Below are 22,809 nucleotides of genomic sequence, written 5' to 3' on the forward strand. Positions count from 1 at the left end.
ACCCGCGTAACCTGGGCGAAACGCCCGGTTCGGGAAACCTCGGCGAACGCAGCGTGGAAATTACCGGCCGGTCGTCGACAGCGGTTAACCTCCACACGTGCCACCGGTAATGCGACCTGAACACACGCCACTTCGTCCACTGTCCGCCCTCGCAGCGCTGCTCGGGCCGGACGCCTCCCTCCTGCGCCCGGACCTGGGCGCGGACCGACCCCCCGAGGTGCCGGACAGGGAGGTGCACGTCCGCGGCATCACCCACGACTCCCGCAAGGTGGGGCCCGGAGACCTGTACGCCGCCCTGCCCGGGACCCGCGCGCACGGCGCCGACTTCGCCGAGCAGGCCGCCGAGGCGGGCGCCGCCGCCGTCCTCACCGACGGGGACGGGGCCGAGCGGGCCGCCGCCACCGGGCTGCCCGTCATCGTGGTCCCCGACGTGCGCGCCGTGCTGGGCACGGCGGCCTCGTGGGTCTTCAAGGACCCGGCGCAGGACCTGCTGCTGATCGGCACCACCGGCACCAGCGGCAAGACCACCGTCACGTACCTGGTCGAGTCGGGCCTGCGCCACGCCGGAATGCGCACCGGCCTCGTCGGCACCGTGGAGATGCGCGTGGGCGACGAGCGCGTCGCCTCCTCGCTCACCACGCCCGAGGCCACCGACCTGCACGGCCTGTTCGCCCTCATGCGCGAACGCGGCGTCTCCGCCGCCGCCATGGAGGTCTCCAGCCACGCCCTGGCCCTGAGCCGGGTCGGCGGCACCCGCTACGACGTCGCGGTCTTCACCAACCTGTCCCAGGACCACCTGGACTTCCACTCCGACCTGCGCGACTACTTCGACGCCAAGGCCCGCCTGTTCACCCCCGAGTACTGCGACATCGCGGTGGTCAACGCCGACGACCGCTTCGGCCGCGCGCTCGTGGACATGGTGCAGGCCGACGGCCGCGTCCCCGTCACCACCTTCGCCGTGGACGGCTACACCGACGCCGACCCCGCCACCGCCATGGAGGCCGACTGGCGGGCCGTGGACGTGCGTCTGGGCGCCATGGGGAGCGCCTTCCGCATCGTGGGCCCCGGCGGCATGGAGGCCAACGCCTCCGTCGCCCTGCCCGGACCCTTCAACGTCTCCAACGCGATGGCCGCCATCGTCGGTCTGGTCGAGGCGGGGCTGCCGCTGGAGACCGCGATCGCCGGTGTGGCCGCCGCCCCGGGCGTGCCCGGGCGCATGGAGCCGGTCGTGGCCAACGCCGTGCCCCACGCCTTCCAGGACTTCACCGCCCTCGTGGACTACTCGCACAAGCCCGGCGCCATCGAGGCCGTCCTGACCGCCCTGCGCGCCACCACCGAGGGCGGGCTGACCATGGTGGTCGGCTGCGGAGGCGACCGTGACCGCGCCAAACGCCCGCTCATGGGCGAGGCCGCCGCGCGCCTGTCCGACCAGCTGGTCATCACCAACGACAACCCGCGCACCGAGGACCCCGTGAGCATCGCCGCCTCGATGCTCGAAGGGGTCGCCAAGGTGCCTGAGGAGCACCGAGCCCGGGTCACCGTGGAGTTCGACCGGGCCGAGGCCATCCGCCTGGCCGTCGAGCGCGCCCGTCCCGGCGATGTGGTGGTTGTCGCCGGGAAGGGTCACGAGACCGGCCAGTACGTCAAGGGCGAGGTGCTGCCCTTCGACGACCGCGAGGTGCTGCGCGCGGCCATCGAGGACCACCTCGGCATGAGCGCCCGCGAGCGGCTGGGGGTCGCCCTCCAGGACATCCACCGGGTTCCTGACCAGGGCTGACACCCCGACACTCCCGGAGTACGAACCGTCTGGAGGAGGGGGTGCGGGCCGTGCCCGCGCCCCCTCGGCGTCCGCACCGGAGGGCCTGCGAGCGCTTCCGGGCAGGTGCGGGCCGACGGTCACGAAGTGGCGCATATTGCCGCCCGTGGGGGCCCGGCGGGATTCCGGACGCCCGAAGATGTTCTAAGGTAGGTCCGGCAATCGCAGCCCGACACGTGACGCCCCCGGCGGCGACCACGACGCGGCCCATGCCGACACCGTGGTGAGGCCCGGCGCGGCAACGCGCGGCATCCGCGGTGTCATCCCCTGACCTGAGACTCCGGCCGGGTGGCCAGCCGCCCCTGTGGCGTCGTGGACCGGGCCTGACATGAGGAGTGGATTTGATCGCGCTCACGCTCGATCGGATCGCTGAGATCACCCAAACCGCCATCGGCGGATCAGCGCGCCCCGAAGCCGTCGTCGACGGCCCCGTCGTCATCGATTCGCGGCAGGCAGTGCCCGGCGCGCTCTTCGTCGCCCTGGGCGGCGAACGCGTGGACGGACACGACTTCGCCGCCTCCGCGGTCGCGGACGGAGCGGCGGCGGCCCTGGTCTCCCGACCCGTCGACGCCCCCCACCTGCTGGCGGAGGGCGGCGACGAGGGAGTCGTCGCGGCCCTGACGCGGCTGGCCCGGCACGTGGCGCGAGAACTCAGCGATCCCCGCCGCGGAGCGGAGCGCGCCGAGGTCGTCGCGGTCACCGGATCCTCCGGCAAGACCACGACCAAGGACCTCATCGCGCAGGTCGTGGCCCGCATGGGTCCGACCGTCGCCCCGGCGGGCTCGTTCAACAACGAGATCGGCCACCCCCTCACCGTGCTGCGCGCCGACACCGGCACCCGCTACCTGGTCCTGGAGGCCGCCGCCCGGGGGATCGGGCACATCGCCCATCTGTGCGGAGTGGCCCCGCCCCGGATCGGCGTGGTCCTCAACGTCGGCAGCGCCCACATGGGGGAGTTCGGCGACCGCGACGCCATCGCCAAGGCCAAGGGCGAGCTGGTCGAGGCGCTCCCGCCGGGAGCCGCGGACAGGGGCGCGGGAGGCGTCGCCGTCCTCAACGCCGACGACCCGCGCGTGAACGCCATGGCCGCGCGCACCCGTGCGCGCGTGGTCACCTACGGACTGGGGGAGGAGGCCACCGTACGCGCCACGGACGTGGTCCTGCGCGAGACGGGCGCCCCCTCCTTCACCCTCCACCTGGCCGGGCGCACCGCCCGGGTGGAACTGGCCCTCGTCGGCGCCCACCAGGTCCACAACGCGCTGGCCGCCGCCGCGGTCGCCGACGAACTGGGCATGGGCGTGGACGAGATCGCCGAGGCGCTCGGCGCCGCCACACCGGTCAGCCGGTGGCGCATGGAGGTCACCGAGCACGCCGGCGCCACCCTCGTCAACGACGCCTACAACGCCAACCCCGAATCCATGCGGGCGGCGCTGACCACCCTGGGCGCCCTCGCCCGGGACCGCCGCTCCATCGCCGTCCTGGCCCACATGGCCGAGCTCGGCGAGGGCGGCGGGGTCGAGCACGAGAGGATCGGTGAGCTCGCCGCCCGCACGGGCGTGGCCCACCTGGTCGTGGTCGGTGAGGCGGCCGAGGGCATCGCCGTCGGCGCCGAGGGCGCCGCGCGGCAGGGACTGTGGCAGGGCGAGTGCGTCCGCGTGGCGGACGTTCACGAGGCTGCCGCGGCCGTGCGCGCGCGGATGCGCACAGGAGACGTCGTCATTGTGAAGGGATCACGCGTGGCAGGGCTCGAAAGGGTTATCGACCTCATCACGGAGGGTGACGCCCGGTGATCGGCATCACTCTGGCGGCGGCCCTCGCGCTCGTCGTCTCCATGGGGCTCATGCCCCCGCTGATCAAGCTCCTGTACCGGTTCAAGTTCGGCCAGGAGGTCCGCGACGACGGACCCGAGGGCCACAAGACCAAGCAGGGCACGCCCACCATGGGCGGCATCGTCATCATCCTCGGCGCCGTCGTGGGCTACTTCGGCTCCCACGTGGTGCTCCTGATCGTGCAGCCCAGCGCCAGCGGGCCCACCGCGTCGGGTCTGCTGGTGATGTTCCTGTTCGTCGGGATGGGCTGCGTCGGCTTCCTCGACGACTTCATCAAGATCTACAAGCGCCGCAGCCTGGGCCTGCGCAGCGGCGCGAAGATGGTCGGCCAGGCCATCGTCGGCGTGGGCTTCGCCTACGGCGTCACCCTCTTCCCCAACGGCTACGGCTACACCCCCGCCGCCCCCAGCATCTCCTTCCTCCGCGACTTCGGCCCCCCGCTGATGATCGGCCTGTTCGTCCTGTGGGCCCTCTTCCTCATCGTCGGCTTCTCCAACGCGGTGAACCTGACCGACGGCCTCGACGGCCTGGCCACCGGCGCGACGATCCTGTCCCTGGTCGCCTACGTCATCATCGGCAACTGGCAGCTGCGCCAGTCCTGCGTGTCCTACCTCTCGGACAGCTGCTACACGGTCCGCGACCCCCTGGACCTGGCCGTGGTGGCCGCCTCCGTGCTCGGCTCCTGCATCGCCTTCCTGTGGTTCAACGCCCCGCCCGCCAAGATCTTCATGGGCGACACCGGCTCCCTGGCCCTGGGCGGTCTGATCGTGGGCCTGGCCATCACCACCCGCACGCAGCTCCTGCTGCTGCTCATCGGCGGCCTGTTCGTCATCATCACCCTGTCGGTGATGGTCCAGATCACCTCGTTCCGCCTCACCGGCAAACGTGTGCTGCGCATGGCGCCCCTCCAGCACCACTTCGAGCTCAAGGGCTGGGCCGAACCCACCATCGTGATCCGCTTCTGGATCATCCAGGGCCTGTTCGTGGCGATCGCCATCGGGCTCTTCTACCTGGAATGGATGCCGAGGTAGGCATGGCGCACCACGCTTCCCCAACACCGTCCGGCACCGCGCCGGAGGGCGCGCCCCTGGAGGGGCGCCGGGTCTGCGTCGCGGGCCTGGGAGTGTCCGGGCCCCCCGTGGCCAGGGCGCTCCTGGCCCGCGGGGCCCGCGTGACCGTCGTCGACGGCCGCGACGACGACACCGTCCGCCCGGTGGCCGACCGGCTCCGGGCGGAGGGCGCCGAGGTCGTCCTGGGCGACACCCCGCTGCCCGCGGACTGCGACCTGGTGGTCACCTCGCCCGGCTGGCGCCCCGACTCCCCGCTGCTGGTCCGGGCCGCCGAGGCCGGGATCGAGGTCATCGGGGACGTCGAACTCGCCTGGCGGCTCAAGCCCGCCGACCAGGTGTGGCTGGCCGTCACCGGCACCAACGGCAAGACCACCACCGTGCGCATGCTGGAGGCGATGCTGCGCGCGGACGGCCGCGACGCGCTCGCCGTCGGCAACGTCGGCACCCCGGTCGTGGAGGCGGTCCAGCCCGACGCCGGGGGCCGCTTCCGCGAGGTCCTGGCGGTGGAGCTGTCCAGCTTCCAGCTGCACTGGTCCTCCAGCCTGCGCCCGCACGCCGCGACGGTCCTCAACGTCGCCCCCGACCACCTGGACTGGCACGGCGGCCTGGACCCCTACGCCCGCGCCAAGGGCCGGATCTACGCGCCCGGCACCCTGCGCGTGGTCAACACCGCCGACGCCTGGTCGGTCCGCCTGGCCGAGGAGGACGGCGACCCGCACACGCCGCTGGTCGGCTTCCGCCTGGACACGCCCCGCGCGGGCGAGGTCGGCGTGGTCGAGGACCTGCTGGTGGACCGGGCCTTCGTCGAGGACCCGCACAGCAGCGCCGAGGAGCTGGCCACGCTCTCCGACGTGCGCCCGGCCGCGCCGCACAACGTCGCCAACGCCCTGGCCGCCGCCGCGCTGGCCCGCTCGGTGGGCGTGTACCCCGGTTCGGTCCGGGCCGGGCTGGCCGCCTTCGAGCCCGAGCCGCACCGCATCGCCTTCGTGGCCACCGCGGGGGGCGTGGACTACGTGGACGACTCCAAGGCCACCAACCCGCACGCCGCCGCCGCGTCCCTGGGCTCCTACCCGTCCGTGGTCTGGATCGCGGGGGGCCTGCTCAAGGGCGCCGAGGTCGACGACCTGGCCGCGATGGCCGCCGGCCGCCTGCGCGCGGCCGTGCTCATCGGCGCCGACCGCGCCCGGCTGCGCGAGGCCCTGGCCGAGCACGCCCCCGGGGTGCCGGTGGTGGAGGTCGAGGGCCCCGCCGACGGGGACGGCACCGTCATGGACGCGGTGGTCGCCACCGCCGCCTCCCTGGCCGAGGAGGGCGACACCGTCCTGCTGGCGCCCGCGGCCGCCTCCATGGACATGTTCACCGACTACCACGAACGGGGCCGCCTCTTCGCCGAGGCCGTACTCCGCTTGCCCTGAGTGACGGTCCGCCGCCCGTGCGTGACCGAACGCGCGCGGGCGGCCCCCACTGTGCCCTCCGCCACGCCCCGGACCGCCAAAGATGGCCAACACGCGCGAAATGTCCACGGCTTCGCACCCGCCGGTACGCCAGTATTGAGGCGCGAATTTGGTGCGGAGGGTGTGGATGGCGGCGACGACGGCGGTTCCCGGGGCGACCCGGTCCAAGGCGCGCGCGGCGGCGGGCGGACGCGAACGCGCCCTGTGGCGTGAATGGGTCCGCCTGCTGGACCGGCCGCTCACCTCGTACTACCTGATCCTGGGCACCTCGGTCCTGCTCATCGCGCTGGGCCTGATGATGGTGCTGTCCTCCACGATGGTCAACTCCATCGACGAGACCGGCTCGGCCTTCTCGATGTTCCAGCAGCAGCTGGTCTCGGCCGCCCTGGGCCTGCCGCTGATGTTCCTGGCCTCCCACCTGCCCCAGCGGATCTTCCGCCTGATCGGCTACCCGGCGATGATCGTCTCGGCGGCGCTGCTGCTGCTCACCGTCTTCCAGGGCGTGGAGGTCAACGGCGCCACCCGCTGGCTGGACCTGGGCGGGCTGATCATCCAGCCCTCCGAACCGGCCAAGCTCGCCTTCGCCCTGTGGGGCGCCAACATCCTGGCCCGCAAGGAGGAGCTGCGCGAGCTCACCGAGTGGCGGCACCTGCTCATCCCGCTGCTGCCCGGATGCGGCCTGCTGGTCCTGCTGGTCCTGCTGGGCTCCAACCTGTCCACGGGCCTGGTGTTCCTGGTCACCTTCCTGGGGCTGCTGTGGGTGGTCGGCGCGCCCGGCAGGCTGTTCGGGGCCATGTTCGGCCTGGTCCTGGGGCTGGCCGCCATCGCCATCGCCGTCGAGCCCTACCGCATGGCGCGCGTCACCTCCTTCCTGGACCCCGAGGCCGACCCCCTGGGCTCGGGCATGCAGTCGCTGCACAGCCTCTACGCCCTGGGCACCGGCGGGATCTTCGGCGTCGGCATCGGCGAGAGCCGCGAGAAGTGGGGCTTCCTGCCCTTCGCCGAGTCCGACTTCGTCTTCGCCATCATCGGCGAGGAGTTCGGCCTCATCGGCACCCTGCTCATGCTCGCCCTGTTCGGCATGCTCGGCTACGCCGGGATGCGCGTGGCCTTCCGCGTCAAGGAGCCCTTCCCCCGCCTGGCCTCCTTCGCCATCGTCACCTGGATCATGGGCCAGGCCATGATCAACATGGGCGCCGTCATCGGGCTGCTGCCCGTCACCGGCGTCCCGCTGCCCCTGGTCTCCTACGGGGGCTCGTCTCTGGTCACCACCATGGCGGCCCTGGGCGTTCTCCTGGCACTGGCCAAGACCGAGCCGGAGGCGCGCAAGGTGCTGGAGGCCCGGGGTCCCAGTCGGGTGCAAAGGGCTCTAAGCTGGCTGGGCCTGGACAACATCGCCGCCTCGGTGAACAACCTCGGCGGCGCGGCGGCGTCCGGGCGACCCACCACGGCACGCGGCCCGCGCACGGCGGGCGCCCGCGGTGGCAGGACAACGGCCAAGCACAGGAGCGGACCGGTCCCGGCGGGTGACCGGCCAAGGAGGAATCGGCGACGATGAGGGTAGCCCTCGCCGGAGGCGGCACGGCCGGGCATATCGAGCCCGCACTCTCCCTTGCGGACGCGCTGCGGCGCATGGACCCCAGCACGGAGATCCTCTGCCTGGGCACCGAGCGGGGCCTCGAGACCCGGCTGGTGCCCATGCGCGGCTACGAGCTGGGCATCATCCCGGCCGTCCCCCTGCCGCGCAGGCTCACCCCGCAGCTGCTCAGCGTGCCCGGCAAGCTCGCGGGGGCCCTCAGCGCGGCCGGTGAGCACCTGGACCGGCTCCAGGCCGACATCATCGTCGGCTTCGGCGGCTACGTGGCCACGCCCGGCTACCTGGCCGCCCGCCGCAGGCGCATCCCCATCGTCGTCCACGAGGCCAACCCCCTGCCGGGCCTGGCCAACCGGCTGGGCGCGCGCCTGACCCCGCACGTGTTCACCGGTCACCCCCACACCCAGATCCGCAACGGCCGCTTCGTGGGCATCCCGCTGCGCGAGCAGATCACCTCGCTCGACCGGCTGGCCATGGGCGACAAGGCCCGCACCTACTTCGGTCTGCGCCACGACCTGCCCACCCTGCTGATCTTCGGCGGCTCCCAGGGCGCCCAGCGCATCAACGAGACCGCCTACGCCGCCCGCGACGCCTTCCGCGACAGCGGCGTCCAGGTGCTGCACGTGGTCGGTCCCAAGAACGCCGACGAGCCCCAGGACCTCACCCAGATGGGCATCCCCTACGTCGCCGTCCCCTACGTGGACCGCATGGACATGGCCTACGCCGCGGCCGACGTGGCCATGTGCCGCTCCGGGGCGATGACCTGCGCCGAGCTGACCGCCGTCGGCCTGCCCGGCGCGTTCGTGCCGCTGGCCATCGGCAACGGCGAGCAGGCCCTCAACGCCGAGCCCATCGTCCAGGCGGGCGGCGGGATGATGGTCGACAACGCCGATGTCTCCGTCGAGTGGATCACCCAGCAGCTCATCCCGCTGCTCACCGACACCGACCGGGTCGTGGCCATGTCCGAGGCGGCCGCCCGGATGGGCCGCCGCGACGCCGACATGGAGCTGGCCCGCGAGGTCACGGCCATCGCCCGCGGTGACAAACCCACGCCCGACATGCCGGTGTCCGAGGACGACGGCGACGAGGCCTTCTACGACGACGGGAAGGACACCCGATGAGCCTGGTGCGGCCGACCGAGCCGGTGCCCGTGGACAAGCTGGGCCGTACCCACTTCATCGGCCTGGGCGGAGCGGGCATGTCCGGCATCGCCCGCGTGCTGCTCCAGTCGGGGGTGGAGGTCTCGGGCAGCGACGCCCGCGACAGCGACACCCTGCGCGAACTGGAGCAGATGGGCGCCGACGTCCACGTGGGACACGCCGCCGACAACCTCGGCACGGCGGAGACCCTGGTGGTCTCCTCCGCCATTCGCGAGGACAACCCCGAACTGGTCGAGGCGCGCCGCCGGGGCCTGCGGGTGCTGCCCCGGGCCGCGGCCCTGGGCGCGCTGCTGCTGGGCCGTGAGGGCGTCGCCGTCTCGGGCACCCACGGCAAGACCACCACCACGTCCATGGTCGCGGTGGTGCTCCAGCACGTGGGCGCCGACCCCGGCTACGTCATCGGCGGCAAGCTGGTCACCACCGGCCTGGGCGCCGACGCCGGCATCGGCGAGGTCATCGCGGTGGAGGCCGACGAGAGCGACGGCTCCTTCCTCATGCTCTCGCCCAAGATCGCCGTGGTCACCAACGTCGAGGCCGACCACCTGGACAACTACAGCGGTATCGAGGAGATCCACGCCAACTTCGCCTCGTTCGTCGACCGGGTCGAGCGCACGCTCGTCGTGGGCGTGGACGACCCCGGCGCCCGCCGGGTGGCCGAGCTGGCCCGCGAACGCGGCAAGCGGGTGCTCACCTACGGCGAGGCCGAGGACGCCGACTACCGCGTCACCCGGGTGCGCGCCCGCGGCTTCACCACCGAGTTCACCATCCGCACCGCGAACGGCGAGCCCGTGGACGGCCAACTCGCCGTGCCGGGCCGCCACAACGTGCTCAACGCGGCCGCGGCCGTCGCGGTCGCCGACGAGCTGGGCCACGACCTGGAGGTGGCGGTCGAGGGCATCGCCGACTTCGCCGGCGCCGCGCGCCGCTTCGAACCCAAGGGCGAGGCGGGGGGAGTGGCCGTCTACGACAGCTACGCCCACCACCCCACCGAGATCGAGGCCGACCTGCGCGCGACCCGGGCGGCGCTGGAGTCCCTGGCCGAGGAGGCGCGCGAGGACGGTCGGGAGCACGCCGGGGGCAGGGTCATCGCCCTGTTCCAACCGCACCTGTACAGCCGCACCCGCATCTTCGCCGAGGAGTTCGCCGCCGCTCTGGGCCTGGCCGACGAGGTCGTGGTCACCGAGGTCTACGCCGCCCGCGAGGACCCCGAGCCCGGGGTCACGGCGGAGCTGATCACCTCACGTGTCGCGCACGACCGCGTGTGGTACGTGCCCGGCCGCGACGACGCCGTGCTCCGGGCGGCCGAGCTGGCCGGCCCCGGCGACATCGTGCTCACCATGGGCGCGGGCGACGTCACCGAGCTGGGCCCGCGCATCGTCGAGGCGCTCGCGCAGAGGGCCGACGGCCTCGGGGGCTGAGACGGGAACGGCCAGCGTTGGGGAAGCGGTCGCGCGGACACACGGAAGGGGAGCAGGTGGTCGCTGAGCAGGAGGAGGCGGCTGGGCACGCGGTGCCGCGCAAGCGGTCCGACCCCTGGAAGTTCGCCTTCGTGGCTCTGCTGGTGGTCGCCCTGGTCTGCGTGGTCGCCTGGCTGCTGCTCGGGTCCCGCCTGCTCGTGGTGCGCGACGTCGCGGTCACCGGCCTGGAGCGGACCCCCTCCGAGGAGGTGGTCGCGGCCCTGGGCGTGCCCACCGGGACGCCCCTGATCAGGGTCGACCTGGACCGCAGCGAGGAGCGCGCCGAGGCGCTGCCGCTGGTGGAGTCGGCCACGGTCACCCGCGGCTGGCCCGCCACCCTGGAGGTCGAGGTGGTCGAACGCCGGCCGCTGCTGGCCGTCCAGGCGGGGGAGGACTACCGGCTGATCGACGCCGACGGCGTGCGCATCGAGGACGCGCCGAGCCTGCCCGACGCCTACCCGCTGGTCCGGGTGACCGGGGAGGTGGAGGGCAACGAGGCCGTCGCCGCCGCCGCCGACATCGTCGAACGGGCGCCGGACTCCCTCCTCTCCCGGATCCGGCTCATCGACGCCACCGCCCCCGAGGCGATCGTGATCGAACTCGCCGAGGAGGCCCGCGTCGAGTGGGGCTCGCCAGAGGAGACCGCGCGCAAGAGCGACGTCCTGCGGGTGCTCATCGGCGAGCACCCGCCGCAGGAGGAACGCGTCTACGACGTGTCCGCGCCCGACCTCGCCGTGGTGAGGTGAAGCGTTCCCAGGAACAGGACGGGCAGGGGTGCGGCGGCGGGGGCCGGTCCGCCGAGCGGTACGGGCGCGGGCGGGCCGGAGGACCCCGGCGGCACGTCCGGGCGTCCCGCGCGGACATTCCAGACGCGACGCGCCGAGGGCGCACATCGCTTCCCCGTGTCGTGCGCCGTTAGGCTGAACTCGTCATCGGTTGCCCGTGGTCGGCGGTCCGCTTACTGTCGGGAAACACAACCGAACGTCAACAAAGCACCAGAACAGGCTTTTCGGGTACGCGGGAACCGTTCCGCCTCACGGCGGACCGCACCAGCCCCTTCCGGGCGGGTGGACGGAGGCTCCGGCGGTCCGGGGTCCCCCGGTCACGGCGTCGTGGACGACCCGTCGGGGAACCCGAAACGCACACTGTAGAACCGGATGCCGGACCAAAGGCGCCTCCGGTGGCACACAGCCACCGGACGCGGCGGCGGAACGGCGTAAGCGAGCGGAAAGGCCCCTCGTCGTGGCAGCACCGCAGAACTACCTCGCGGTCATCAAAGTCGTCGGCATCGGCGGCGGCGGTGTCAACGCCGTCAACCGAATGATCGAAGAGGGGCTCAAGGGCGTCGAGTTCATCGCCATCAACACTGACGCCCAGGCGCTGCTGATGAGTGACGCAGACGTCAAGCTGGACGTCGGGCGCGAACTCACCCGCGGCCTCGGAGCCGGAGCCAACCCCGATGTCGGCCGCAAGGCCGCCGAGGACCACCGGGAGGAGATCGAGGAGGTCCTCAAGGGGGCCGACATGGTCTTCGTCACCGCCGGTGAGGGCGGTGGAACCGGAACCGGGGGCGCCCCGGTCGTGGCCAACATCGCCCGATCCCTGGGCGCCCTGACCATCGGCGTGGTCACCCGCCCCTTCGGGTTCGAGGGCAAGAGGCGGGCCACCCAGGCCGAGTCGGGGATAGCGATGCTCCGCGAGGAGGTCGACACCCTCATCGTGATCCCCAACGACCGGCTGCTGTCCATCTCCGACCGCCAGGTCAGCGTGTTGGACGCCTTCAAGGCCGCCGACCAGGTACTCCTGTCCGGTGTGCAGGGCATCACCGACCTCATCACCACGCCGGGACTGATCAACCTGGACTTCGCCGACGTCAAGTCGGTCATGTCCGGGGCGGGATCGGCGCTCATGGGCATCGGGTCGGCGCGCGGGGACGACCGGGCGGTCGCGGCGGCGGAGATGGCGATCTCCTCACCACTGCTGGAAGCGAGTATCGACGGGGCCCACGGTGTCCTGCTGTCCATCCAGGGCGGCTCCGACCTGGGGCTCTTCGAGATCAACGAGGCGGCACAGCTCGTCGCTAACTCGGCGGCGCCCGAGGCCAACATCATCTTCGGCGCCGTCATCGACGACGCCCTGGGCGACGAGGTGAGGGTCACCGTCATCGCGGCCGGCTTCGACGAGCCGGAGGGAGTGATCCCGGTGGTGCGGGAGCGCCAGCCGGTGGACCCTCCTGAGGCCGCCGCCCCCAAGGCAGGCATCACGTCCGGCAGGGAGGAGAGGACCGCTCCGGCGGCGCCCGCCTCCGCGGACGCGAGCGGGGCGTCGGCCGCCAACATGCCGTGGATCACACCGTCCCGTCCGGCCGAGCCCGCCCCGGAGCCGCAGTGGACGCCGCCGGCGACCCAGGCTCCGCCGGTCCAGCAGCCGGTCGAGGCCGAGCCCGCCCACCAGGAGCAGTACACCCAGGCCGCTCCGGCCGAGCCGGGCCCCGCACAGCAGACCCCGCCCCACGGCACGTCCGCCTTCCAGGCGGAGGCCGAGACCGCCGAGCCGGTCCGCGCAGAGGAGCCCGCTCCGGCCGAGGAGGAGCCCGCCGCGCGTGAGGGCGGCCACGCGGGTCACATCCACGCGGTTTCGGACGCCACCGCCGAGCGGCGCGGGGACGTGCCCACGCCCCGGCGCCGGGTCATCTTCGACGACCCCGACGACCTCGACGTGCCGGAGTTCCTGAAGTAGCTCCGACCCCGGCCCCAGGGCCGGGGTCGTCGCCGCTTCGGGGTGGTCTCCGCCCAGTCCGGGGCGGTTCGGGCGGTGGTAGTGTCCTGGACCGGGGGGATGGCGAGACGGGCCCCGCGGGAGCCCGCTCCCGCGAGGAGTCCGCGCCGGAGCCGGAACACGGCCGGTACCGGCCACCGGCCCCGAACGCCCTCCGGGCGACGCGGCCCGGGGTTCCCCCTCCGTCAGGAGCGGGGAGGAAACACCACCGGATGAGCAACGTCATCGACCTGGGCCACGGGGTCCGCGCGGCCGTCACCGAACGGCACGGGGGAGTGAGCGCCCCGCCCTACGACTCGCTCAACATGGGCCTGGGCTCGGGGGACGAACGCGAGGCGGTGCTCGCCAACCGCAAGATCGCCGCCCGCGACCTGGGGTTCGACGCCGATCGGGTCGTGTGGATGAACCAGGTGCACAGCGCCGACGTCCTCGTGGCCACCGGCCCCGGGGGCGCGGGCACCTGCGACGGGGTGGTCACCACCCGCTCCGACCTGGTCCTGGCCTCGATGGCCGCCGACTGCCTGCCGGTCCTGGCCGCCGACGCCGAGGCGGGCGTCCTGGGCGCCGCGCACTCCGGCCGACTGGGCACCGCGAACGGTGTGGCCGCCAACCTGGTCGCGGCGATGGCCGACCAGGGCGCCCGCGCCGACCGGATCACCGTCTTCCTGGGCCCCGCCATCTGCGGCGGGTGCTACGAGGTCCCGCCCCATGTGCGCGACGAGACCGCGCGCGGGGTACCCGAGGCCGCCTGCACCACGAGCCGGGGCACCGCCGGAGTGGACATGCGCGCCGCCGTCACCGCCCAGCTGCGCCGGGCGGGCGTCACCGACATCCGGGCCGACGGCCGCTGCACCCTGGAGAGCCCCGAACTGTTCTCCCACCGTGGTCAGGCGCCGACCGGCAGGTTCGCCGCCTTCCTCTGGCGCGCTTGAACGTCGCACCCGGCCACCAGGATGGTGCCGTGGAACCACCGGGACGACCCGGTTTCCCCGCCTCCGCGGCACCCGCGCGCCTCCCGGTCGGATCCGTCTCCCGGCCCCCGCCGTAGGCGCCGAAGGCTCCCCGTTCTCCGGGTGCCCGGACACGAGCAGGACCGCGTCGTAGGCGTCCGTTGAGGGTGCTGGCGGGCGACGGGTGGGACGAAGCGAAGCGGAGGCCCGAAGAACACCGCCTCACGCGCGGCCCCCGACGGGCCCGGCGTCCCCGGGGTCCGGGGCACGCGGGGTGAGGGGGGTGTAGGAAGGACAGCGAGTGGGATCCGTCCCAGGGAAAGAAGGAGCACCGTGACACACGCAGACCCGGCTCGCGTCGAGCAGGTCCGCGCCAACCTCGCCGCCGCGCGGGCCAGGATCGAGGCGGCCTGCGCCAAGGCCGGCCGCAGCCCGGACGAGGTGTCGCTGGTCGCCGTCACCAAGACACACCCGGCCTCCGATGTGCGGATTCTCGCCTCACTCGGGGTGACCGACGTGGGCGAGAACCGCGACCAGGAGGCGGCGCCCAAGGCCGCCGAGACCGCCGACCTCGGCCTGACCTGGCACTTCGTGGGCCAGTTGCAGACCAACAAGGCGCGGTCGGTGGCCTCCTACGCCGACGTCGTGCACTCGGTGGACCGCGCCAGGCTGGCCCGGGCACTGGGCGAGCGCGCCGCCGCGGCCGGACGGAGCCTGACCTGCCTCGTCCAGGTCAACCTCGACGAGGACTCGAGGGCCGGGGTGATCGGTCCGCGCGGGGGCGTCGACCCCGGGGACGCGCTCGAACTCGCGGCGCGGATCGAGGAGCACGAGGCGCTCGCGCTGGGCGGGGTCATGGCGGTCGCCCCCCGCGAGGGCGATCCCTCGGCCGCCTTCGCGCGTCTACAGGAGGTCGCGGCCCGCATCCGCGATCGCTATCCTCGGGCGACGGTGGTGTCCGCGGGCATGAGCGGGGACCTGGAGGCGGCGGTCGAGCGAGGCGCGACACACCTGCGACTCGGTACGGCGTTGCTCGGCAACCGGGGACCGATCGTGGGGTAATGTCCCCACATAGACCTTGGAACCCGTCTGTGGAGTTCGCCCGAATGGACGCTCTCCCCGAGAGCGGACGGGACAGTGCGAAGGAGTCGGCTGCGGTGAAGGCCGCGGGGACGACGGAGGACATGAGATGGCCGGCGCGATGCGCAAGATGGCGGTCTACCTCGGCCTCGTGGAGGACGACCGTTACGATCACCGCTATGCGGACGAATATGATGAGTTCGACGATTTCGACGAGGGGGTGGAGGAGCAGCGTGAACGCGACGCTGACGCCCCGCCCGGCGAGGAAGCGCGAGGCGACGTGATGGACACCGGCGGTTACCTGGGCTCAGGTCGCGGTGGCACGACCGCGACCGCCTCCACCGCCGACCTCGCGCGGATCACCACGCTCCATCCGCGTACCTACAACGAGGCGCGTACCATCGGAGAGCACTTCCGAGAGGGTACACCGGTGATCATGAACCTGACCGAGATGGTCGACAGCGACGCCAAGCGTCTGGTCGACTTCGCGGCTGGTCTGATCTTCGGTCTGCATGGCAGTATCGAACGCGTCACCAACAAGGTGTTCCTGCTGTCCCCGGCCAACGTCGAGGTGACCGCCGAGGACAAGGCGCGGATCGCCGAGCGAGGGTTCTTCAATCAGAGCTAGAACGTCACATTTGTCCAGAGATTGGGTCGAGGAACGACCGTGAGTACCGTCCTGTCCGTGCTGATCATCATCCTGCAGCTGTTTGTCTTCGTGCTGCTGGCCAGGGTGATCCTGGAGATGGTGCAGTCCTTCTCCAGATCGTGGCGCCCCACGGGGTTCGTGCTCGTGATCGCTGAGATCGTGTACACGATCACCGACCCGCCACTGAGGTTCCTGCGTCGGTTCATCAAGCCCGTACGCCTGGGGAGCATCGCGCTCGACCTGAGCGTCCTGGTGCTCTTCTTCGGCGTCTACATCTTGATCGCACTGCTCGGGAGCTTCGCCTAGCAGGAGAGTAGACGTAGGCGGAAGGAACCGCCCCGGATTCCGCTATGTGGTCTTGGTCATGATCTGGATTGCCGTAAGGTCACGATCATGTAGCGTCCCTACGGACAGACTCCAAGCGCGCCAAGGAGACGAACATGCCGCTGACACCCGCCGATGTGCGGAACAAGCAGTTCAGTACCACCCGGCTCCGACCGGGATACGACGAAGAAGAGGTCGACGCCTTCCTCGACGAGGTCGAGTCCGAGCTCGACCGCCTGATCCAGGAGAACGAGGAACTGCGCGGCAAGCTGGCCGAGTGCCTGCGGGGCAAGGTGCCCAACGCCGGCATGCAGGACTTCCAGCAGCAGGACCAGGCGCCCGAGCCGCAGCACGAGCAGATGCGCCCCGAGCCGGTGCAGCCTCCGCAGGCCGTCGAGCCCCAGCCCCCGGTCCAGCAGCAGCAGATGCAGATGGCCGGTCCCGGCATGGGCATGGGCGGCGAGGAGAACATGGACACGGCCGCCCGTGTTCTGGCCCTCGCGCAGCAGACCGCCGACCAGGCGATCTCCGACGCCCGCCGCGAGGCCGACGAGACCCTCGGCCGCGCCCGCCACGAGTCCGAGGACATCCTCGGCAAGGCCCGCCGCCAGGCCGACCAGATCATCGGTGAGGCCCGCGCCCGTTCCGAGAACCTCGACCGCGACGCGCAGGAGCGCCACCGCCAGGTCATGGGCAGCCTCGTCCAGCAGCGCGAGGAGCTGGAGCACAAGGTCAACGTGCTCAAGGACTTCGAGCGTGAGTACCGCAGCCGCCTCAAGGACTACTTCGAGCGCCAGCTGCGCGAGCTCAAGAGCGAGGAGGAGAAGGCCCAGGAGCTGAACAACCCGAACACCACGGGCGGCTTCCAGACCATGGCTCCGCAGACCGGCGCAACGCCCTCGCTCCAGCACGGCCCCACGGGCAACCCGTTCGGGCAGCCCGAGCCGGCCCAGCACGGCGGGTTCCACCCGGGCGAGCCGCACGAGCGCCGCTGATCACCTCGGCATCCGCTCGAACAACTGAAGACTCCGGCACAACACGTGTAAAGGTCCTGGTCGACCCGTGATCCTTAGCATCCTCGCAACCGTGGCGGTGCTGACGGCCATCGCCGTCATCGTGGCCGCCCTGGTGTTCGCCGAGACCGTCCTGGTGTATGTGGCACTGGGACTGGCGGGCGTCAGCGTTCTCCTCCTACTGGGGGCGCTGCTCCAGGGAAGGTCCGGCGGCGGGGGCAGACCGGATCGGACGGACGGTTTGGGGAAGGCGTCCGTCCCCGTCATGGCCGCCACCGCGGCATCGGCGGTGCCCATCGCACACGTGGAGTCGGAGAACCCCGGGCGCGTACCCGCACCGGCCTCCGAGCCGGTGCGGGAGCCCCATGTCCCGGAGCGGCCCGCCTGGCCGACTCCGGTCGCGGAGGACGCCGGTCACGGAGAACCCGAGTACGACGTCCCCCGCTGGCAGACCCCCACGGCCCACGACTGGCCGGAACCGGACACGGCGGCGCACGACGCCGCCCCCTCCGCTCCCCACGCCGGACCGATCCCCTCCTGGGCGTCCTCCGAGGAGGAGCGGCCGCTCCGCGCCCCGGCGCCCTGGGAGAGCGGAACCGGCGCCGCCGACACCGCCGCGAGGGCGGAGCGGGACGAGCCGAGCGGTACCACCGCCGAGGACGGACCCGACACGGGGGACGGAACCGGCGAGCGCACCGCCGCCTCCGGCGCAGCCTTCGCCTATGACATTCCCGGTCGCACGCCCCCGGCCGATGACGGCCCCTCCGCCGAGGACCGCCCCCCGTTCGGGGAGGACGCGGTCGAGGAGGACATCGACGACGCGTCCTTCACGGACGCCCCCGACGAGCACGGCGGTCGGGAGCGGGGCGGCTCCGCGTTCGCCTCCGAGGAGCCCTTCGTCTACAGCATCCCCCGTCCGGCGCAGGCCGTGGAGGAGAACTTCCCCGGGCACGGGGACGACGACTCCGGGAGCGCGGTCCGGGACGCGGCCCCCTCCGGCCACGACGTTCCCGGGGACGGGGACCAGGACAGCGACGGGGACGGCACTCAGGGGACCGGCACCTCGGACAGGGCCTCGTTCGCCTACGACATCCCCGGACGGTCGGCCGCTGAGGGAACCGTCGAGGAGGACGCCTTCGCGGAGGACGGCGACGACGGGGACCGGTCCGACGAGGAGGAGAGCGGGGCCTTCGCCTACGACGTTCCCGGAGTCTCCTCCGCCGAGGACGCCTCCTCGCCCGGTGACGGCTCCCGGGCCGCGCGGGACGCGGTGGAGGAGGACATCGACGACGCGCCCTCCGCGGACGCCCCCGAGAAGGGTGACGCGGAGGAGCCCGGCGAGGACATGGCCACCGCCGGGACCCCTGAGCCCGGCGAGGCGTCCGTGCCCGCCGCTGACCACGAGGACGCCCGGGACACCGCGGAGGCGCGCGCCGCGGAGCGTCCGGAGGAAGCGGACGAGGACTCCGAGCCCGCCGACGACCGAGAGGACGCCCTGGAGGCGCACGCCACGGAGCAGGCCCAGAGTGAGCCCGGGGCGGCCGGGGACGGCCCGGAGACGGCTGTCCTCCCGGTGGTCTCCGGAGGGTCGGAGCCGGAGGACGGACACGCTCCCGGCTCGGAGACGGCCGTTCTCCCGGTGATCTCCGCGGACTCCGAGCCGGAGGAGGAGCGAGCCCCCGACGGCGGCCCCGATGACGCCGGGACCGACGAGGCGGCGGACAGTACCGGGGACGGTGCCCGGACCGACGACGAGGCCGACGAGCGCGCCGCGGACGCCGACCGGACCGAGGACGCCGACTCCGACGCAGGAGGGGGCGGCGCCTTCTCCTACCGCGTCCCCCGCGGCGGGGACGAGGAGGAGGACGGTGCGCGGGCCGGAGACGTCCCGGCCACAGCCGAGCCCGACCAGGGGGACACCGGGGAGGCCGACTCCGCCGCCCGTGCGGAACGCCCCGCAGACGGTGCCGAGGACGGTCCGGACGGGGACGGGGCGCGGGACACCGCCGACCGCGCCTCCCACGACGACGCCTCCGACACCAAGCGCTGAGACCCGACGAGGGCGCCGCTCATCGGAGCGGCGCCCTCGCGCGTTGACGGCCGGATCCGGCATCCACCGGTCACCGGGCGTGCAGCGGCCTTCCCGCGCGTGATCCGGTGTCGGTGCGGACCGGGGCTGCTCGGATCACAACGGTGCGGCGCCCCCGCGCGCTGAACGCCCTCCCAGGGCCGGGGAGGGCGACCACAGACCTCGGCTGCGGACCGACCCCACAGCGGTGCCGGACGGTGTCGCGTGCGCGGCTCGACCATCCGGACGCCCGGCGGTCATCGCGGCCCGCGCACCCGCCGCCGTGGAACGGAAAGCGGCCCGGCCCATCCGCGGGAGGCGGACGGACCGGGCCGCTCCGGCCGCGGCCTCCGGTCAGGCCTTGCGGAACCCGAAGGTCACACCGAACTCCTCCGAGGAGGCGGTGTGCAGCTCCCGGCCAGGCTCACCGGCGACGAACGAGTCGGCCAGCACCTCGGCGGCGATCGCCTGGCCGTGCTCGGCGAGCGCCAGTTCGGTCGCCTCGTCCGTGACCGTCCACCACACCTCGATGCGGTCCGACACCTCCAGCCCGCTCCGCTTGCGGGCCTCCTGGAGCATCCGGACCATCTCGCGGGCGAGACCCGCGCGGCGCAGCTCCGGCGTGAGCTCCAGGTCCAGGGCGACGGTCTCACCCGACTCCGATGCCACCGCCCAGCCCTCGCGGGGCTGCTCGGTCACCAGCAGCTCGTCGGCGCTCACCTCCACCGGCTCGTCCTCGACGTGCACCCGCGCCCAGCCGGTGGCGCGCACCTGCCGCACCAGTTCGGCCGGGTCGGCGGCCTGGACGGCCTTGGCCACCAGCGGGGTGCGCTTGGCGAACCGCTTGCCCAGCGCCCGGAAGTTCGGCTTCACGGTGAAGTCCACCAGGTCGCCGCCCACCGAGGACAGCGAGTCCAGCGAGGCCACGTTCAGCTCGTCCGCGACCTGGCCGCGCAGCTGCTCGGGCAGGTCCGCGAAGCCCGGGGCGCCCACCAGGGCGCGGGCCAGCGGCTGGCGGGTGCGCACGGCCGAGTCCACCCGGGCGGAGCGGCCCAGCTCCACCAGGCGGCGGGTCAGCGCCATGTTCCGGGACAGCTCGGGGTCGATCAGGTCCTCGCGCACCTCGGGCCAGGAGGCCAGGTGCACCGAGTCCGGGGCGCCCGGGCGGCGCAGCGCCGACCACACGTGGTCGGTCAGGAACGGCACGATCGGCGCCATCAGCAGGGTGACGGTCTCCAGGGCCTCGAAGAGCGTCGCGAACGCCGCGGCGCCCTCGGGGGTGGCTGCCCCGCCCCAGAACCGGCGGCGGGAACGGCGCACGTACCAGTTGGACACGTCGTCCACGAACGCGGTCAGGCGGCGCCCGGCGGCCGTGGTGTCGAAGGTGTCCATCGCCTCGGTGACGTCGCGGACGACCTCGTTGAGCTCCGAGAGCAGCCACCGGTCCAGCAGCGGCCGGTCCTGCGGCGCGGGCGCCGAGTCCAGCAGCGAGTGGTCCCAGCCCTCACCGGCGTTCGCGTACAGGGTGAAGAACGACACGGTGCTGTGGTAGGTCAGCAGCACCTTGCGGACGATCTCCTCCAGGGCGGCGTGGCCCACCCGGCGGGCGGTCCACGGCGAGCCGCTGGCCAGCATGAACCAGCGCAGGGCGTCCGCGCCGTGCCGGTCCATCACCGCGATGGGCTCCATGACGTTGCCCAGGTGCTTGCTCATCTTGCGGCCGTCCTCGGCGAGGATGTGGCCGAGCACGACCACGTTCTCGAACGAGTTGCGGCCGAACACCAGGGTGCTCACCGCCAGCAGCGAGTAGAACCAGCCGCGGGTCTGGTCGATGGCCTCGGAGATGTACTGCGCCGGGAAGTTCTCCCGGAAGGTCTCCTCGTTCTGGTGCGGGGCGCCCCACTGGGCGAAGGGCATGGAGCCGGAGTCGAACCAGGCGTCGATGACCTCGGGGACGCGGCGGGCCACCCGCTCCTCCTCGGGCAGGGAGGGGTCGGCGTCCGGGTCGGGGATGACGATGTCGTCGACGTAGGGGCGGTGCGGGTCCAGGGAGGACAGGTCCTGCCCGCTGAGGCGGCCCAGCTCCTCCAGGGAGCCCACGCAGATCTGGCGCCCGTCGGGGAACTCCCAGATCGGCAACGGGGTGCCCCAGTAGCGGTTGCGCGAGAGTGCCCAGTCGACGTTGCCGCGCAGCCACTCGCCGAAGCGGCCCTCCTTGACGTTCTCGGGCACCCAGTGGGTGGCCTGGTTCTGCGCGATGAGCTCGTCCTTGACCGCGGTGGTGCGGATGTACCAGGACGGCACCGCGTAGTACAGCAGCGCCGTGTGGCAGCGCCAGCAGTGCGGGTAGGAGTGCTCGTAGCTGACGTGGCGGAAGAGCAGGCCGCGATCGCGCAGATCGCGCACCAGCGTCTTGTCGGCCTCCTTGAAGAACACCCCGCCCACCAGCGGCAGGTCGGCCTCGAAGGTGCCGTCGGGCCGGACCGGGTTGACCACGGGCAGCCCGTAGGCGCGGCACACCACCATGTCGTCGGCGCCGAAGGCGGGCGACTGGTGCACCAGGCCGGTGCCGTCCTCGACCGTGACGTAGTCGGCGAGCACGACGTAGTGGGCGGGCTCGTCGAAGGGCACCAGGTCGAAGGGGCGCTCGTAGGTCCAGCGCTCCATCTCGTCGCCCTCGAAGCTCTCGCCGGTGAGCTCCCAGCCCTCGCCGAGGACCTTCTCGAACAGCGGGCGCGCCACGACCAGGCGCTCCTGGCCGTCGGTGGCCACCACGTACTCCACGTCCGGGTGCACGGCCACGGCGGTGTTGGAGACCAGCGTCCAGGGGGTGGTCGTCCACACCAGCAGCGAGGTGGGGTGCTCGGCGGCGGCCAGCGGGCCCGAGGTCACCGGGAAGCGCACGTACACCGACGGGTCGGTGACGGTCTCGTACCCCTGGGCGAGCTCGTGGTCGGACAGCGTGGTGCCGCAGCGCGGGCAGTAGGGGCTGATCCGGTAGTCGCGGACCAGCAGCCCCTTGTCCCAGATCTGCTTGAGCGCCCACCAGACCGACTCCACGTACTGGGGGTCCATGGTGCGGTAGGCGTCGTCCATGTTCACCCAGTAGCCCATGCGCTCGGTCATGGAGGTGAAGGCGTCCACGTTGCGCAGGACGGACTCGCGGCAGCGGTCGTTGAACTCGGCGATGCCGAAGGACTCGATGTCCTTCTTGCCGGACAGGCCCAGCTCCTTCTCCACGGCGACCTCGACGGGCAGGCCGTGGCAGTCCCAGCCCGCCTTGCGGTCCACGTGGTAGCCGCGCATGGTGCGAAAGCGCGGGAAGACGTCCTTGAAGGCGCGGGCCTCGACGTGGTGCACGCCGGGCTGGCCGTTGGCGGTGGGCGGGCCCTCGTAGAAGACCCAGTTGGGGCCGCCGCGGGTCTGGTCGAGCGAGCGCTGGAAGACGTTCTCCTTCGACCAGCGGCCGAGGATCTCGCGCTCCATGGCGGGCAGGTCGATCTGCGCGGGCAGCTGGGGCAGCGCGCGGGATTCGGGCCGGGGGTCGTTGGCCACCGTCGTACCTTT

The 22,809-nt window shown here is 72.6% G+C and carries 16 protein-coding genes; 15 read left to right on the top strand and 1 reads right to left on the bottom strand.

All coding sequences use genetic code 11. The annotated features are described in order from the left end of the window. The first annotated feature begins 109 nt into the window (after window positions 1-109). The 15 genes from G011_RS0102420 (at window position 110) to G011_RS0102490 (ending at window position 19,224) form a co-directional block, all read left to right on the top strand. Complete coding sequence (locus G011_RS0102420) at window positions 110-1,777, top strand: UDP-N-acetylmuramoyl-L-alanyl-D-glutamate--2,6-diaminopimelate ligase (RefSeq protein WP_026337947.1); 1,668 nt, start codon at window positions 110-112, stop codon at window positions 1,775-1,777. Window positions 1,778-2,157: 380 nt separating this feature from the next. Next, window positions 2,158-3,606 carry a UDP-N-acetylmuramoyl-tripeptide--D-alanyl-D-alanine ligase gene (murF, locus tag G011_RS0102425; RefSeq protein ID WP_019607057.1) on the top strand — a complete coding sequence of 483 codons (1,449 nt, stop codon included), beginning with the start codon at window positions 2,158-2,160 and terminating at the stop codon, window positions 3,604-3,606. Next, a complete protein-coding gene (gene mraY, locus G011_RS0102430; RefSeq protein ID WP_013151945.1) occupies window positions 3,603-4,676 on the top strand; it encodes a phospho-N-acetylmuramoyl-pentapeptide-transferase in 1,074 nt (357 codons plus the stop codon). Before murF ends, mraY begins: the two co-directional genes overlap by 4 nt. Window positions 4,677-4,678: 2 nt before the next feature. Continuing rightward, window positions 4,679-6,130 carry a UDP-N-acetylmuramoyl-L-alanine--D-glutamate ligase gene (gene murD / locus G011_RS0102435; protein WP_026337948.1) on the top strand — a complete coding sequence of 484 codons (1,452 nt, stop codon included), beginning with the start codon at window positions 4,679-4,681 and terminating at the stop codon, window positions 6,128-6,130. Between the two features lie 166 nt (window positions 6,131-6,296). Then, the gene (gene ftsW, locus G011_RS0102440; protein ID WP_019607059.1) at window positions 6,297-7,727 is read left to right on the top strand and encodes a putative lipid II flippase FtsW; all 1,431 of its coding nucleotides are present in this window, start codon (window positions 6,297-6,299) and stop codon (window positions 7,725-7,727) included. Next, on the top strand, window positions 7,724-8,884 hold the full coding sequence (gene murG / locus G011_RS0102445; RefSeq protein WP_026337949.1) for an undecaprenyldiphospho-muramoylpentapeptide beta-N-acetylglucosaminyltransferase: 1,161 nt from the start codon (window positions 7,724-7,726) through the stop codon (window positions 8,882-8,884). Before ftsW ends, murG begins: the two co-directional genes overlap by 4 nt. Beyond that, complete coding sequence (gene murC, locus G011_RS0102450) at window positions 8,881-10,341, top strand: UDP-N-acetylmuramate--L-alanine ligase (RefSeq protein WP_019607061.1); 1,461 nt, start codon at window positions 8,881-8,883, stop codon at window positions 10,339-10,341. The genes murG and murC overlap by 4 nt, the downstream gene beginning before the upstream one ends. A gap of 56 nt (window positions 10,342-10,397) precedes the next feature. Next, the gene (locus G011_RS0102455) at window positions 10,398-11,126 is read left to right on the top strand and encodes a cell division protein FtsQ/DivIB (protein ID WP_019607062.1); all 729 of its coding nucleotides are present in this window, start codon (window positions 10,398-10,400) and stop codon (window positions 11,124-11,126) included. Window positions 11,127-11,622: 496 nt separating this feature from the next. Continuing rightward, on the top strand, window positions 11,623-13,119 hold the full coding sequence (gene ftsZ, locus G011_RS0102460) for a cell division protein FtsZ (RefSeq protein WP_019607063.1): 1,497 nt from the start codon (window positions 11,623-11,625) through the stop codon (window positions 13,117-13,119). A gap of 251 nt (window positions 13,120-13,370) precedes the next feature. Then, entirely contained in the window at window positions 13,371-14,090 is a 720-nt protein-coding gene (gene pgeF, locus G011_RS0102465; RefSeq protein WP_019607064.1) for a peptidoglycan editing factor PgeF, read from the top strand. A 351-nt stretch (window positions 14,091-14,441) separates the two neighbouring features. After that, window positions 14,442-15,170, top strand: coding sequence for a YggS family pyridoxal phosphate-dependent enzyme (locus tag G011_RS0102470; protein WP_019607065.1), 729 nt, complete (start codon window positions 14,442-14,444; stop codon window positions 15,168-15,170). A 127-nt stretch (window positions 15,171-15,297) separates the two neighbouring features. Beyond that, the gene (locus G011_RS0102475) at window positions 15,298-15,816 is read left to right on the top strand and encodes a cell division protein SepF (protein WP_013151954.1); all 519 of its coding nucleotides are present in this window, start codon (window positions 15,298-15,300) and stop codon (window positions 15,814-15,816) included. A 39-nt stretch (window positions 15,817-15,855) separates the two neighbouring features. Beyond that, complete coding sequence (locus G011_RS0102480; protein ID WP_013151955.1) at window positions 15,856-16,143, top strand: YggT family protein; 288 nt, start codon at window positions 15,856-15,858, stop codon at window positions 16,141-16,143. A 134-nt stretch (window positions 16,144-16,277) separates the two neighbouring features. After that, the gene (locus G011_RS0102485) at window positions 16,278-17,156 is read left to right on the top strand and encodes a DivIVA domain-containing protein (RefSeq protein ID WP_019607066.1); all 879 of its coding nucleotides are present in this window, start codon (window positions 16,278-16,280) and stop codon (window positions 17,154-17,156) included. A 91-nt stretch (window positions 17,157-17,247) separates the two neighbouring features. Then, window positions 17,248-19,224, top strand: coding sequence for a hypothetical protein (locus G011_RS0102490; RefSeq protein WP_019607067.1), 1,977 nt, complete (start codon window positions 17,248-17,250; stop codon window positions 19,222-19,224). Window positions 19,225-19,596: 372 nt separating this feature from the next. Here the strand turns inward: G011_RS0102490 and ileS are convergent, their stop codons facing one another. Beyond that, window positions 19,597-22,797 (bottom strand): isoleucine--tRNA ligase, encoded by a 3,201-nt coding sequence (ileS, locus tag G011_RS0102495; protein WP_019607068.1) that lies wholly within the window; start codon window positions 22,795-22,797, stop codon window positions 19,597-19,599. Between the last annotated feature and the right edge of the window lie 12 nt (window positions 22,798-22,809).

Source organism: Nocardiopsis sp. CNS-639 (assembly GCF_000381685.1).
GTDB classification, from domain to species: Bacteria; Actinomycetota; Actinomycetes; order Streptosporangiales; family Streptosporangiaceae; genus Nocardiopsis; species Nocardiopsis dassonvillei.